This is a genomic window from Psychrobacillus glaciei, from assembly GCF_008973485.1.
GTDB lineage: Bacteria > Bacillota > Bacilli > Bacillales_A > Planococcaceae > Psychrobacillus > Psychrobacillus glaciei.
Genome location: NZ_CP031223.1, coordinates 1,615,269 through 1,628,348, shown reverse-complemented (window position 1 = coordinate 1,628,348; position 13,080 = coordinate 1,615,269). Strand labels below are relative to the sequence as shown.

Here is a 13,080-nt window from a genome sequence, read left to right as displayed (position 1 = left end):
ATGTTCTTTTACATTATTTTTAAGATAGAATTTTTCTTTACAGGTTCAGCATTTGTGATTGTATAGGCATCTTCGATTAATTTTACCGATTCAGTTACTTCATCTTTATTTGAATACAAAATAGCTAAAGTATCACCTTTTTTAACTTGTTGCCCTGTTAGTGCTACTATTTTAACTCCAGCATCGAAATCAAGAATATCTGCTTTTGTTAATCTTCCCGCTCCAATTAATAAAGAAGACTTACCAATCATTTCAGCATCAATCAACTGAATATATCCATCGTTTAATGCTTTTACTTCAATCTGATGCTTCGTATTTTTAGCAATAATATCAGTTGAATCCCCACCTTGAGCAGTAATGAATTCTTTGAATTTATCTAATGCTGCACCATTTGAAAGTGTTTCAACTACTTTTCGTTCTGCTTCTTCTTCATTTACTCCAGTTGCTAACTGATACATTTTAGAGGAAATTGCTATTGTAACATCAAGTAAACCTTGTTCACTTTCTTTATAGTTACTTAGAAAATCATGCGCTTCTGCAACTTCTAGTTTATTCCCGATATTATGACCTAACGGTTGATTCATATCCGTAATAACTACCGCTACTTTTCTACCTAAGTTTTCACCTATACTAATCATTGTTGAAGCCAATTCAGTAGCATGCTCTAAATCCTTCATAAATGCACCTTTACCACATTTAACATCTAAAACAATACCATCCGCTCCACTTGCAATCTTTTTACTCATAATAGAGGAAGCGATTAGCGGAATCGAATCTACTGTACCAGTCACATCTCTTAAAGCATAAAGTTTTTTGTCTGCAGGTGTTAAGTTTCCAGATTGTCCAACTATAGCTATTTTATGTTCGTTCACTTGCTTAATGAACTCTTCCGATTCTAATTCAACGTGAAAACCATTGATTGACTCTAGTTTGTCTACTGTACCACCAGTAATGCCTAGCCCTCTTCCACTCATTTTAGCAACAGGAATATTTAATGATGCTAGTATTGGTGCTACTAGTAAGCTGATCTTGTCCCCAATTCCACCAGTGCTATGTTTATCCACCTTAAATCCTTCGATAGACGATAAGTCAATAACATCTCCTGAATCAACCATTGCTTTTGTTAGCCAAGCTGTTTCATTATCGTTCATCCCATTTATTAATATTGCCATAAGCATGGAACTCATTTGATAGTCTGGAATATCATCATTTGTATAATTCGTTATCATATATTGTATTTCTTCTTCTGTTAATGAATTGTTTCTTTTTTTCTTATCAATCAGCTCAAGCATATTCATAATAACTACACCTCTCCCATCTTATTCTTTTATTTAAGTAAAGATAAAAAACTTTCACCGAATGCTGTTTTAGCTACTCCAAAATTCTCGGCAATAGTTGCACCTATATCAGCAAATGTCATACGTAGCGGTAATTCCTTTATTTCTTTTAGTCTTGGAGAATAGACGGTTAACGGAACAAATTCTCGCGTATGATCCGTACCTGGCATAGTTGGATCGTTTCCATGGTCTGCCGTAATAATTAGTAAATCTTCTTCTGTTAACTTCGGCAAAACTTCTTTTAAACGAGCATCAAACTCTTCCAATGCATTACCGTATCCAATTGGGTCACGACGATGTCCGAAGGAAGCATCGAAGTCTACTAAGTTTAAAAAGCTTATTCCAGTAAAGTCTTTGTCTAATGTTGTGATGAATTTATCCATTCCGTCCATATTGTCTTTCGTACGTTCGGTAGAAGTAATTCCTTCTGCGTTAAAAATATCATAAATTTTACCTATCGCTAAAACATCTAATCCCGCATCCATTAATTCGTTCATTACAGTTCGCCCAAATGGCTTAAGCGCATAGTCATGTCTATTGGAAGTGCGAACAAAATTCCCTGGTTCCCCCATAAATGGACGAGCAATAATACGACCAACTAAAAATTCTGGAGAAAGTGTAAGCTCTCTTGCAACTTCACAAATATGATATAGTTCTTCAAGTGGAATTATTTCTTCATGTGCAGCAATTTGCAATACAGGGTCAGCAGAAGTATAAACGATAATTGCGCCTGTTTTCATATGTTCTTCGCCAAGTTCATCTAAAATTGCAGTTCCACTTGCTGGTTTATTTCCAATTACTTTTCGACCAATTTTCTCTTCTAATGTAGAAATTAATTCTTCCGGAAAACCTTCAGGATAGACTTTAAATGGTTTATCGATGTTCAAACCCATCATTTCCCAATGTCCGGTCATCGTGTCCTTCCCGACAGAAGCTTCCTGCATTTTTCCAAAATACGCTGTTGGATTTTCCACTTGTTCTAACCCTTTAATAGCATCTATATTTCCAAGCCCAAGTTTTTGCATTTCAGGCATGTTCAGACCATTCATTTTCTCCGCGATATGCCCTAATGTATGGGAACCTACATCCCCAAAATCGGCCGCATCTGGTGCTTCTCCGATTCCTACAGAGTCCATAACGATTACATGAATACGTTTAAATTTGTTCATCTTTATTCCCTCCTACTATTTTCTTCTAGTTTACCAAATTTTTTAATAATGTACACGTCAGACCTCTGACAAATTATGCTCTTGGATGGAATTGTTTATAAACTTCTTTTAATCTCGTTTTACTGACATGCGTATATATTTGGGTAGTAGAAATATCTGCATGTCCTAGCATCTCTTGCACAGCACGCAAATCCGCTCCATTTTCTATTAAATGCGTAGCGAATGAATGGCGCAATATATGCGGTGTAATCTCTTTTTGTATTCCTGCATTTACTGTGTGCTTATTTAATAATTTCCAAATTCCTTGTCTTGTCAAACGCTTTCCTCTTTGATTGACGAAAATTGCATCTGTGCGTTCGGTTGATTTTAGCAATTTTGGTCTAGCTTCTTCTATATAGGTCGTGCAAGCACGAATAGCCGCACCTCCTAGAGGTATAATACGTTCTTTGCCACCTTTACCAAATACACGTACAAATCCCATCGTTAGATGTAAATCTTCTAAATCCAAGTTTAAGCACTCACTAATACGCATACCACTTGCATACATGAGCTCAAACATTGCTAAATCACGCACACCTTGCGGCTTAGAAGTATCTATACTATTTAACAAACCGTTTAACTCTTCCACTGAAAGAAAACTAGGTAATTTTTGTTCCATTTGTGGTATTTCCAGATGGATGGTAGGATCCTGATTAGTCACTTTTTCGCGCAATAGAAACTGGTGAAAAGAACGAATAGATGAAATATTCCTTGCAATCGATCTCGGACTTTTTCCTTCCGTTTTTAATTTTCTAAGATGGTTAATAATATGCTGCCGTTCTACATTATCTAAACTATGTAATTGTTGGATGTTAAAAATATGCCGTAAATAATCGGTTAAATCCTTTTTATAGGAAATTAGCGTGTTATCTGCTAATTGTCGCTCAATACGCAAAAAATGCAAATAATCTTCTAAATAAAGCAATCCATTTTCCAATTTTATATACCTCCTATCAAAAAAAGGATAGCTATTTGCTATCCTTTTTTGTTTATTTATCTTCTTGGCAACGATAACAAATTCCGTGAAAGGTTAATCGATGGTCTTTAATGATAAAGTTCCATTTCCTTTCCACAATTGCTTCTACGTCTTCTAACAAATCTTCTTGTATTTCATCCACAGCTCCGCATTCTATACAAACAAGATGATGATGGAAATGAGCTGCTCCTTCTTGTCTCAAATCATAGCGTGATACACCATCTCCAAATTGAATTTTATCCACCACATTCAATTCATTTAATAATTCTAGAGTACGATAAACTGTAGCAAGTCCTATGTCAGGTGATATCTCTCTAACTAGTAAAAATACATCTTCTGCACTTAAATGATCTTCTTCATTTTCAAGCAAAATTCGGACTGTCGCTTCACGCTGTGGCGTCAGTTTATAGCTCGCACCAGATAATTGTTTTTTAATTCGATCAATACGGCTTTCCATGTGACGCCTCCTTAAACTTCTTCCATTATACCAAATAGCGAATTATTATGACAAGGAATTCACTTAATAATAATTATTAATAAATATTAATTATTATATAATACAAATGGTATTAAGAAGTATTCTATTATGATGATAATAGAATATAAGGATAACGTAAACAAATTAATTCGATTTGCTAATGCAAGAAGAAGAACACAATAAACTAGTTGAAACGGAAACCACCAAAACACATACGGAAATGTGGAAGTCTGTGTTTGAAGCAAATAACTGGAGCAAAACCCGTAGAACGTAATTTTAAAAGCGCAAATCACCAGAATAAGTTTTCGTAAAAGAGGGTGTTGATAAAATAAAAAAAACACAATAGCAATCATCAAGTGAGGAAAAATTGTTTCTAGAAAAGTAGGTTGTTCTACTAATAGAACACGTGCGTCCAAGAGATGAATAATCCATTGCTGCTGTTCTGCTGTGCTTTTTTCAAAAAGAATTAACCCCCCGATAAAACTAAAAACTAGTACGCATAATGAAATGAAAATAGTATAAGTTTGGTTCAAATTGGAACACCTCCCTATCTATTTTCATCATATGCTTGTACAAAGTTACTTCATGCTTCTTTTAAATAATCTTTTAACCAAAGGAAAGCAAAAGCTGTTTTGGCATCAAATATTTGTTTATTCTCCACTAATGATTCCATTTCTTGGATTGATACATGCATTAATTCTACAAACTCATCCTCATCTAGATCTGCTTTTTTGGTCATTTTCTCAATGTTTTCTGCAAAGTAGAGATGAATAATTTCATCTGCAAACCCTGGAGATGTGGCAAAAGATTGAACATATTGTAGATTACTAGATGTATATCCTGTCTCTTCTTCTAATTCTCTTCGTGCAGTAGCTTCTGGCGGCTCTCCAGGCTCTATTTTACCAGCAGGAATTTCGATGATGGATCGTTCTAATGCTTTTCGATATTGTTCCACTAAAATTATCTTCTTGTCTTCTGTAATAGCCATAATAGCGACCGCTCCTGGATGTTTTACAATCTCTCTATTGCTAGTTTTGCCATTCGCTAACAGAACTTCATCTACTTGTAAAGTGATCACTCGACCCTTGTATTTAAAATCAGATGTAATCGTTTTTTCTTCAAATTTTTTCATATTTTATCTTCCTTTCATTTGTAACTGACTAGTACACATTGTAACATGTAGAAAAGGACGTGATGAAAATTGAGAAAAAGACAATTAGGTAAAAGTGATCTATTTGTTTCCGAAATTGGACTTGGTTGTATGTCGCTTCCGACTAGTCAACAAGATTCGAATACGCTTATACAATCTGCAATAGATAATGGTATTAATTATTTTGATACGGCAGATTTATATAATAATGGCGAAAATGAAAAGGTTGTCGGAAATGCATTAAGAGATAATCGAAAAGATATTATACTCGCAACAAAAGTCGGCAATCGTTTGAAAGAGTCTGGTGAGGGGTGGTCATGGGATCCATCGAAAAAGTGGATAACCTCTGCTATTCATGAATCTTTAAAGCGCCTCCAGACAGATTATATTGACATGTATCAATTACATGGAGGGACTATGGAAGATGATGTCGATGAAGTGATCGATGCGATGGATTCATTGAAAAAAGAAGGTCTTATTCGAGAATACGGTATTTCTTCAATTCGACCAACTGTAATTGATCGATTTCTGAAGAAAAGCAACGCGGTATCCGTTATGATGCAATATAGCTTGCTAGATAGAAGACCAGAAGAATGGTTTTCGTTATTAGAGGAAAATGATGCCTCTTTATTAAGCCGTGGAACGCTTGCAAAAGGACTATTAACTGCGGATGGCCTTAACCGTACAAATAAAACGGATGAATATTTGTCTTATTCCAATGCAGAATTAGCTGCTGTTATAAGGCAACTGCAAGCATTGGATACTCCAATGACTTCTGTTGCACTTCTGTATGTATTGCAACAAAAAGTGACAGGGTCTACGGTTATTGGTGCAAGTAGTGTAGAACAGCTTTTAGAATCCATCAAAGCTTATAACCAGCCGGTTTCAGATGATGTTTTACTAAGAGCGAGGGAGATTACAAAGCAAGATGTGTATGGAGAGCATTGGGTTTAAAGATCAAAAAACTAGAGGGAATGAATCATTGAAGTTCCCTCCTCTTTTTTTTATTCTTGTTTATCTCGAATTTCTTTTAAAAGTTCAATAGTCACTTCATTTTGCTTTTGAATGGATTTTAAAGCATTTTCAATTGTGCTTGCCGAAATAGATATTACAATTAGGATTGCAATGCCTACATAAAACATATCAAATAACCTCCTAAAACTAATCTATTGAACATATATTTTCTTACATTAGATGCTTATAAGTATTTATACACTCTTTTTATTTAGTTAGTTTATTCGTAAAGGAAAGTACGTGATTTTTGACTTGTTCCTTTTCTTCCTTTGTCATATTCTCTGATTTAGAGTGACCTTTATAATCATCAGGCAATAATATCGTGGAAGGGTTTTGAAGTTCTTCCTTTAAATTATCACCACGAACTACATTGGTTATATATGAGGTAGTGAAATAAGAATGCGTTATTTCAGACTTTATAAAATTACCTTTCGTATCATAAAAGTCCTCAATGGATTTAACATCTGTTTTTATATAAGTTTTTCCTTCCTCTATGTACGTTATCGCATTTACTTTTTGGTAACCAGTAGCTTCATACAATCCCGCTTTATTGTCCTCCATGGTTTCTGCTACAAAAACCTCAATATGTTCATATTTTTCAATACTACTGCAAGCGAATAAAAGGAATACCGGAATTGTAAATAAGCATAAATTTAATAAACTAGAGAGCAACTTTTTCATATTCACTTACACCTCCAAGTCTATATTCTACAAACAATGTATATTATGAGTAGTATTTTACCAAAAAAGGGGAAAACGAAGAAATAAGTACGAAATAAATAACTAAACTGGATACAATAGCAAAATTTGATAAAGATAATTGCCTCGATATCAAAAAGAGGAATATCATTAATGGAAGAACTATTGTAATAGAAACCGTGACTCTGGAAGAGAAAGCAATCTTATGAGAAGTATTACATTGACTACAAACAATTGGTTGATATGCTATCATAAGAGATTTGTAGATTTTGCCCCAACTAAACTGTGTATTACATTTCTCGCATTTTTTTAATTCCATTTTTTCTCTCCGTTCTATAAGTACTATTATTCTTCGTCCTCCCAATCCGACTCATTATCAATATAAATATCGATGATAGCCCCTGTACTATGCGCAAAGGTAATAATGGTCGGGTCCAAACGCATGACAGGTGTTTGCGCATTGTAAAAGTTATAATGAACGAAAAATATACAAGTAAGATTATGTTCTTCTTTATAAGCATTTATTAGTTTGACATGTGATTTTAAAGGAACAATGACCGATTCAAAGAATCTTTTGTCTGCACCTTCTCCATAGCGCATAGCCATTTCACCAGATTCCATACTCCATACCGTTTCAAATCATTTGTTTAGTCTATTTCCACGTGTATAGTCATCCCCAACTTTATATGATGTTGTGGGAATTATACCTATCTTTGTCGTAAATTCATCTACTGGCCAATCATCTGACACGATGCTAAGCCTTATAAAAACACATTCCCTTTCCATTTTTTTCACCTCTTTATATTCAATCTCTGATTATTTCAAGCTGCTTTCATTATTCAATTTCTTTATAATAGTCGGTAGCTCCGCTAAATCATTCACTATATAATCAGTCTCAAATGTACCCCATTGATTATCTTTTTTCCAAACGCCTTTCATTCCTACGAATTCAGATGCTTTCACATCATTTTCCGGATGGTCTCCAACAAATATACTTTCACTAGGAACAACATCAAGGCGCTTTAATGCTCGCTCGAATATTTCTGGATTTGGTTTTTTTATTCCTTCCGTTTCCGATACTAAAATCGTATCAAAACACTTTTCAATTCCCAATGCCTCGATATTATCCATCTGAAACTGCCCATAGCCATTTGTAATCATGCCTAGAATAAGATTGTTCTCTTTTAACTCTTCTAACACATTGTGAAGATGAGGAAAAGGCACGCAAAAATTCTTGAATTCACTTATATAGTCTTGCAGTAAAAATTCCCAACTTATATCCTGTATTTTGAATTCTTCTACTAGTTGCTGATATACTTTATCTTTCCAGACGTATCCGTGACTATCTAACACTATGAATCTAGTCATATAATTTTCTTTCGAAATATGTCCTAGATAGTTATGTAATCGCTCGTATTGATCATTAATAAACTTCTTTACCGATTCGTCGCGATTTAATAATGTCCCATCTAAATCAAATAATACGGCTTTAATCATTCATTAAACCTCCCCATCATAATAGTGTTGTAGTATTTACCGTCGGCAAGAATTTTGTCGTTTTTTAATATACCTTCTATTTCAAAGCCAAACCTTTTATATAGTTCAATGGCTTTATCGTTTGTTTCTAAAACATTCAAAGTAATTTTTTTAATGCCGATGGAGTCAGCCCAAGAAATAGATTCATTTAAAAGATTTTTCCCAATACCATAACCCCAAAATTCCTTTAGAACGCATACTCCAAACTCTACTTTATGAGAAAATCTATTTAAATAAATTCCTTCGCATCTGGAGAACCCGACAATCCGATCATGAACAACTGCAACTAAAAACAAATTTCTTGATTTCTGAGTGTCCGTTTTTATAAGTTGTTCAAATCCTTCTCTATCTAAGAACCCCTCCCCTTTTTCTCTATCCAAATTTTCAGTCTCACCATCAATTTGTAATCTTAAATTAGACAAATCTTTTGCATCTTTTTCGATTGCAGATCTCACAGTATAATTTATTCCATTAACATAAAATTCTTGTTTGTTAATTATCATCATATACTCCATTCTAACTAAGTTTAGTTAAAAATTTTACCTCTAATAGATGACATCTATTGCTTTCATTTCTTCCCATTCACGCCTTTCGGTGAAATACTCTGCTAACCCATTGGCCTTTTTTGTGATGCTTTCTGGATAATCCAATATACCAAGAAGCTTAATAGCGTTTCTCGTTTTTGATGGACCAGAATGGATTGTATAATCGAATTGAACTGTTCCATTTTCAATCGATTCACTGAAATGATAATTCGCATACACTTTTCTAGCCATTTCGGTTAATTCAATATCGTGTGACGCAATAATATTCATTCCTTTATTCGAAGAAAGCCATTCCATCATTGCAGCCGATGCAGCTATTCGTTCAATCGTATTAGTTCCCTTCAGTATTTCATCAATAAAAGAGATACATGGTTTACCTTGTTCACATAGACGAATAATACGTTTGAGTGACTTTATTTCCGCTATTAAGTAACTATCTCCATCTAACACATTATCCTGAATCACCATTGAAGTTACGATATAGCTAGGTTTCATTGTCCAGTTTTCCGCTAACACCGTATTAATCGTTTGCGCCAAAATAGCATTAATGGCAATTGCCTTGATATACGTTGATTTCCCTGATGCGTTCGACCCTGTAATGAGTGTACACTTGCCGAGAATCGTAGTGTTTGTCACTGGGTCTTTAATAAGTGGATGAGACATATTTTCGAACGAAAGCTCCTCTCTCTCCACAAATTCAGGAATACAATATGAAACTAGTGATTTACGGTAAAACGCAACTGCTATCCCCGCATCCAGTTGTCCTATACGTTGCCATAATTCGCGATATTCATCTTTATGATTGGAAATAGTCTTAATAATATTGTTATTAGAAATAAAATCCAATAAAAATAATATTCGAATATACTCATAAATGGCATCAAAATCTCCTTTACTTCCTTTTCCTAACGAAATTATATTGTTTAGCACTAAAATTTTCTTGATTGGCTGAACTTTATCCTTGAACTCGTTAGCAAATGTTGTAAACTTCAGATGTTTGACGGATGAAAAACGTTTCCCTGCATGAATGATAGAAGCTATGTACGCAGTGGAGTATAATTCATTCTCTAATGCGGTTTTATTTTTGTAATATATGATTGTGTTAATTAGAAAAGATACTACTAAACTCAGTATTCCGAATTTTAAGCTATAAAACATCAAGAAAATGGATGCAAATGGCAGTAAGGCTAGAAGTTTATAGACAGCTACATATTTAATATTATATTTCCTGTCTTCATAGAAAAACGAAGAAGAGTCAGTGTAATTCTGTTTTCCAAGACCTGATAAAATGTGTAGGATCTCTTCTCTTAATGCTTGATCGTTTGCCAATAATTTATAGAGTTCTTCTTTGTTCTGTATATCTTCAAAGAATGGATTAATATCTCGAAGCTGATTAAATAGATATTCTGATCCTACCGAAGACTGCGTGTAATTGATTTTTTTGAAAACAGTATCCATAGCTAAATCATCCCAAGTCAACTGATCTATCCCATCATATATTGTTTCCCTATTTTTTTTGTTTTCCCAGTACATTGAAACCGATTGATGATCCTCGCTTCGCGCTAAAAATTCTCCTGATTCCCACTCTTCTCTAAACCTATTAAGTTTTTTCTTTTTTTTCATTAACAATTGATAAGCAATGAAAAGAATTACAACTAATATGAGAATTAGTAATGAATTATTCAATCTTCCCACCTCTATTACTTTTATATATGCATTCTACGAAGTAGTTGTCGAAAAGTTTCATAATTTTCCATAAGTACCTAGAATGATGTGATTTAACAGTAATTAAGCTAAAATGAAAAAATGTTCTTTTCGCCATTGGAAAAGAGCATTTCTTCATTTTAGTTCACTCCATGATAAACAATTATGCACTAACACCCCAAGATACCTTATACCATATATTCCCTCCCCTTGTATTTGTAGAGAAAGTCTGCGTTATTTCATCATTTCCCAAAATTGGACTGCTGCTTTTGAAATTGGTTCATCTTTTAGCTTCATCATAACCGGCTCTACACTAAAATCAAATTGTTGAAGTTCGTAAATCTTTAAATGTTCGAAAAACAAAGATTTATAGTGCATTCTCGGAATAATGGTTATACCTATTCCTCGATTAACAAGTGCAACTACCATCGGAATATCTTTGCATTCAACCATAATATTTGGTTTTACCTCATATTCATCAAAGGCATTTAAAATATTTTCATAAAACGAGTGTCCTTCCATAGCGCCTAACATAATAAAAGGGAAATCTGCAATTTCCTTTAATGTAGGCTGAGTTGAGAGGGAGGCTGTCCACTTGCTAGGAACTATAAGAATCGCAGGTTGTTTTTTTAAAGCTTTCTCCTCATATTGGTCCGTATTGCTTGGTCTTATCAGTAAAGCTATATCAATTTCTTTTTCTTTTAGCTTTTTTAGTAACCCTTCCGAGTCACCAGAAACGATGTTGACTTTGACTTGTGTATATTGTTCTCTAAAATCTGCAATATAATCAATTAACATATTAGAACATGCGGATGAAACACCAATGCGTACAGTACCCGCAGTACCTTCTTCTATTTCAAGAATACGTCTCTTTACTTCATCCATATGACTTAATAACTGTTCTGCATATTGATATAACAATTGACCAGATTGGGTCAACTCCCATTTTTGACGATAACGATGAATTAATGTTGTACCTAATTCCGTTTCGAGCTTTTTTAATAGCTGACTTAATGGAGGTTGCGCAATATTCAATACCTCAGCCGCCTTTGAAATGCTTCCCTGTTTAACGATTTCTTTATAATAATGTAATTGACGAATATCCATTTCCCAACTCCGTTATATGTATTTTCATATGACAAGTATAACAAATATATATTTTTCATATATCGAATGACATGTTACGATGACTATAGAATATTTCTAGAAAGAAGGATTTTATGAAACACATTAATGTGACCTTGAAACGTCTTAGTTTATACGTAATTGGCTTGTTTTTTCTATCACTTGGCGTCAGCTTCTCAATACAAGCCGCTCTTGGAGTTTCACCAGTCTCCTCGTTAGCCTATGCGCTTTCTCTAACTTCAGGTCTATCAGTAGGAATTATGACAATCGTAGCAAATATTTTATTTATCGGCATACAAGTGATATTAAATAAACGAATGGATTTGAAAGAATCTGTCGTGCAATTAATTATTACATTTTTGTTTGGATTCTTTATGGATACAACTCTATCCCTCGTGAAATTATTTCCCACACCCGAAACATTAGTGATGCGTTGGTTATTTTTAATTTTAAGCTTATTTATTGTTGCGATTGGTTTATTTGGATATTTCAATGCTAAATTTCCATTAATGCCGTATGATGCGTTAACTTATGCAATAAGCGAGAAATTTAATATGAAGTTTAGTAAGGCCAAAATTTCGAGTGATCTAGTGAATGTTTGTGTAGCAGGTTTAGTATGTATTATTTTCATTCATTCATTCGGGTCAATTGGCATTGGTACACTAGTTGCAGCATATTTCATCGGTAAAATTTTAGGATGGATAATGCCGCGTTATCAAAAATACTTAGTAAGTTGGATTAATAAAAAAAGAGACATAAATATTCATGTAGCTGAAGAAAATGACGTGACAACTCAAACGGAAAACACGAGTCTTTCCTCTTAAAATGACAATTTATCGATAGTCTGAAGCCGATTAAATAATCGGCTTTTTTAAATTTTTTTGGACTGCATAACAAAAACTTTGAAGTGCATCTGTTCAGTTCCCAATTAAAATGGTCATTATATTTTTACTAAATATCCAATAAAAAATCACCTCAACCCTATGAATTTTATAGAGATGAGATGATTTTATTCAAACTTAATTATATAGGTCTTTTATTAAAACTTCGAACCACCGTATCCATATTCATCGAGTAGTTCTTCAAATGATTTGTTTTTTTCTTTTTGCTTTTTCTCAAAAAGAAGTTGTGCTTGTCTTTCTTCCTCTTTCTCTTGTTCCGCCGCCACAAGTTGTTTCTTTGTTTCTTTAAGCTTAGCGAGCACATCAGATGAAAGTTGGTCGAATAGTCCATTTGTCTCTTCTTTTGTAACAGCAGGTTTTACGGGTTGTCTTTGTTTTTTCTTTGCCAATTAATTCACCTTCTTTA

Annotated in this window: 18 protein-coding genes; 2 read left to right on the top strand and 16 right to left on the bottom strand. The window is 33.9% G+C overall.

All coding sequences use genetic code 11. From position 1 onward, the window contains the following. Positions 1-8 precede the first annotated feature (8 nt). From PB01_RS07285 to PB01_RS07260, 6 genes are all read right to left on the bottom strand, one after another. Positions 9-1,298 (bottom strand): thymidine phosphorylase, encoded by a 1,290-nt coding sequence (locus PB01_RS07285; protein ID WP_151699593.1) that lies wholly within the window; start codon positions 1,296-1,298, stop codon positions 9-11. Positions 1,299-1,327: 29 nt separating this feature from the next. Beyond that, positions 1,328-2,506 carry a phosphopentomutase gene (gene deoB, locus PB01_RS07280; RefSeq protein ID WP_151699592.1) on the bottom strand — a complete coding sequence of 393 codons (1,179 nt, stop codon included), beginning with the start codon at positions 2,504-2,506 and terminating at the stop codon, positions 1,328-1,330. A 73-nt stretch (positions 2,507-2,579) separates the two neighbouring features. After that, positions 2,580-3,482 carry a site-specific tyrosine recombinase XerD gene (xerD, locus tag PB01_RS07275; protein WP_151699591.1) on the bottom strand — a complete coding sequence of 301 codons (903 nt, stop codon included), beginning with the start codon at positions 3,480-3,482 and terminating at the stop codon, positions 2,580-2,582. 52 nt (positions 3,483-3,534) lie between these two features. Next, a complete protein-coding gene (gene fur / locus PB01_RS07270) occupies positions 3,535-3,978 on the bottom strand; it encodes a ferric iron uptake transcriptional regulator (RefSeq protein WP_151699590.1) in 444 nt (147 codons plus the stop codon). A gap of 86 nt (positions 3,979-4,064) precedes the next feature. After that, positions 4,065-4,532, bottom strand: coding sequence for a hypothetical protein (locus PB01_RS07265; RefSeq protein WP_151699589.1), 468 nt, complete (start codon positions 4,530-4,532; stop codon positions 4,065-4,067). 50 nt (positions 4,533-4,582) lie between these two features. Continuing rightward, positions 4,583-5,131 (bottom strand): NUDIX hydrolase, encoded by a 549-nt coding sequence (locus tag PB01_RS07260; RefSeq protein ID WP_151699588.1) that lies wholly within the window; start codon positions 5,129-5,131, stop codon positions 4,583-4,585. A 69-nt stretch (positions 5,132-5,200) separates the two neighbouring features. Here PB01_RS07260 and PB01_RS07255 point away from each other — a divergent pair, with 69 nt between their 5' ends. Further along, complete coding sequence (locus PB01_RS07255) at positions 5,201-6,103, top strand: aldo/keto reductase (RefSeq protein WP_151699587.1); 903 nt, start codon at positions 5,201-5,203, stop codon at positions 6,101-6,103. A gap of 50 nt (positions 6,104-6,153) precedes the next feature. Here the strand turns inward: PB01_RS07255 and PB01_RS20910 are convergent, their stop codons facing one another. The 9 genes from PB01_RS20910 to PB01_RS07220 form a co-directional block, all read right to left on the bottom strand. Further along, positions 6,154-6,291, bottom strand: a complete 138-nt coding sequence (locus tag PB01_RS20910) for a hypothetical protein (RefSeq protein ID WP_192797498.1) — start codon at positions 6,289-6,291, stop codon at positions 6,154-6,156. A gap of 79 nt (positions 6,292-6,370) precedes the next feature. After that, positions 6,371-6,844: a hypothetical protein gene (locus tag PB01_RS07250; protein WP_151699586.1), complete on the bottom strand. Its 474-nt coding sequence runs from the start codon at positions 6,842-6,844 to the stop codon at positions 6,371-6,373. Between the two features lie 43 nt (positions 6,845-6,887). Continuing rightward, positions 6,888-7,181: a TIGR04104 family putative zinc finger protein gene (locus PB01_RS21890; protein WP_151699585.1), complete on the bottom strand. Its 294-nt coding sequence runs from the start codon at positions 7,179-7,181 to the stop codon at positions 6,888-6,890. A 26-nt stretch (positions 7,182-7,207) separates the two neighbouring features. Next, on the bottom strand, positions 7,208-7,483 hold the full coding sequence (locus PB01_RS07240; protein WP_151699584.1) for a DUF4279 domain-containing protein: 276 nt from the start codon (positions 7,481-7,483) through the stop codon (positions 7,208-7,210). Positions 7,484-7,501: 18 nt separating this feature from the next. Next, positions 7,502-7,648 carry a DUF4279 domain-containing protein gene (locus PB01_RS20905; protein WP_192797497.1) on the bottom strand — a complete coding sequence of 49 codons (147 nt, stop codon included), beginning with the start codon at positions 7,646-7,648 and terminating at the stop codon, positions 7,502-7,504. A 30-nt stretch (positions 7,649-7,678) separates the two neighbouring features. Continuing rightward, entirely contained in the window at positions 7,679-8,359 is a 681-nt protein-coding gene (locus tag PB01_RS07235) for an HAD family hydrolase (protein ID WP_151699583.1), read from the bottom strand. Next, entirely contained in the window at positions 8,356-8,901 is a 546-nt protein-coding gene (locus PB01_RS07230; RefSeq protein WP_151699582.1) for a GNAT family N-acetyltransferase, read from the bottom strand. The genes PB01_RS07235 and PB01_RS07230 overlap by 4 nt, the downstream gene beginning before the upstream one ends. Positions 8,902-8,943: 42 nt before the next feature. Further along, the gene (locus PB01_RS07225; protein WP_151699581.1) at positions 8,944-10,629 is read right to left on the bottom strand and encodes a MutS-related protein; all 1,686 of its coding nucleotides are present in this window, start codon (positions 10,627-10,629) and stop codon (positions 8,944-8,946) included. A 252-nt stretch (positions 10,630-10,881) separates the two neighbouring features. After that, complete coding sequence (locus tag PB01_RS07220) at positions 10,882-11,754, bottom strand: LysR family transcriptional regulator (RefSeq protein ID WP_151699580.1); 873 nt, start codon at positions 11,752-11,754, stop codon at positions 10,882-10,884. 113 nt (positions 11,755-11,867) lie between these two features. On the opposite strand from PB01_RS07220, the gene PB01_RS07215 reads away from it, so the two are divergent. Continuing rightward, a complete protein-coding gene (locus PB01_RS07215) occupies positions 11,868-12,596 on the top strand; it encodes a YczE/YyaS/YitT family protein (RefSeq protein WP_225986195.1) in 729 nt (242 codons plus the stop codon). A 215-nt stretch (positions 12,597-12,811) separates the two neighbouring features. Here PB01_RS07215 and PB01_RS07210 read toward each other — a convergent pair whose 3' ends face one another. Continuing rightward, positions 12,812-13,063, bottom strand: a complete 252-nt coding sequence (locus PB01_RS07210; protein ID WP_151699579.1) for a YqkE family protein — start codon at positions 13,061-13,063, stop codon at positions 12,812-12,814. Positions 13,064-13,080: the final 17 nt, after the last annotated feature.

Excerpts from the sequence above, each read along its gene's own strand:
- PB01_RS20905 (WP_192797497.1), bottom strand. The coding sequence starts at position 7,648 with ATGGAAAGGGAATGTGTTTTTATAAGGCTTAGCATCGTGTCAGATGAT.
- PB01_RS07260 (WP_151699588.1), bottom strand. The coding sequence starts at position 5,131 with ATGAAAAAATTTGAAGAAAAAACGATTACATCTGATTTTAAATACAAG.
- PB01_RS20910 (WP_192797498.1), bottom strand. The coding sequence starts at position 6,291 with ATGTTTTATGTAGGCATTGCAATCCTAATTGTAATATCTATTTCGGCA.
- PB01_RS07250 (WP_151699586.1), bottom strand. The coding sequence starts at position 6,844 with ATGAAAAAGTTGCTCTCTAGTTTATTAAATTTATGCTTATTTACAATT.
- PB01_RS21890 (WP_151699585.1), bottom strand. The coding sequence starts at position 7,181 with ATGGAATTAAAAAAATGCGAGAAATGTAATACACAGTTTAGTTGGGGC.
- fur (WP_151699590.1), bottom strand. The coding sequence starts at position 3,978 with ATGGAAAGCCGTATTGATCGAATTAAAAAACAATTATCTGGTGCGAGC.
- PB01_RS07285 (WP_151699593.1), bottom strand. The coding sequence starts at position 1,298 with ATGAATATGCTTGAGCTGATTGATAAGAAAAAAAGAAACAATTCATTA.
- PB01_RS07235 (WP_151699583.1), bottom strand. The coding sequence starts at position 8,359 with ATGATTAAAGCCGTATTATTTGATTTAGATGGGACATTATTAAATCGC.
- PB01_RS07215 (WP_225986195.1), top strand. The coding sequence starts at position 11,868 with ATGAAACACATTAATGTGACCTTGAAACGTCTTAGTTTATACGTAATT.
- PB01_RS07230 (WP_151699582.1), bottom strand. The coding sequence starts at position 8,901 with ATGATAATTAACAAACAAGAATTTTATGTTAATGGAATAAATTATACT.
- PB01_RS07240 (WP_151699584.1), bottom strand. The coding sequence starts at position 7,483 with ATGGAATCTGGTGAAATGGCTATGCGCTATGGAGAAGGTGCAGACAAA.
- deoB (WP_151699592.1), bottom strand. The coding sequence starts at position 2,506 with ATGAACAAATTTAAACGTATTCATGTAATCGTTATGGACTCTGTAGGA.
- PB01_RS07220 (WP_151699580.1), bottom strand. The coding sequence starts at position 11,754 with ATGGATATTCGTCAATTACATTATTATAAAGAAATCGTTAAACAGGGA.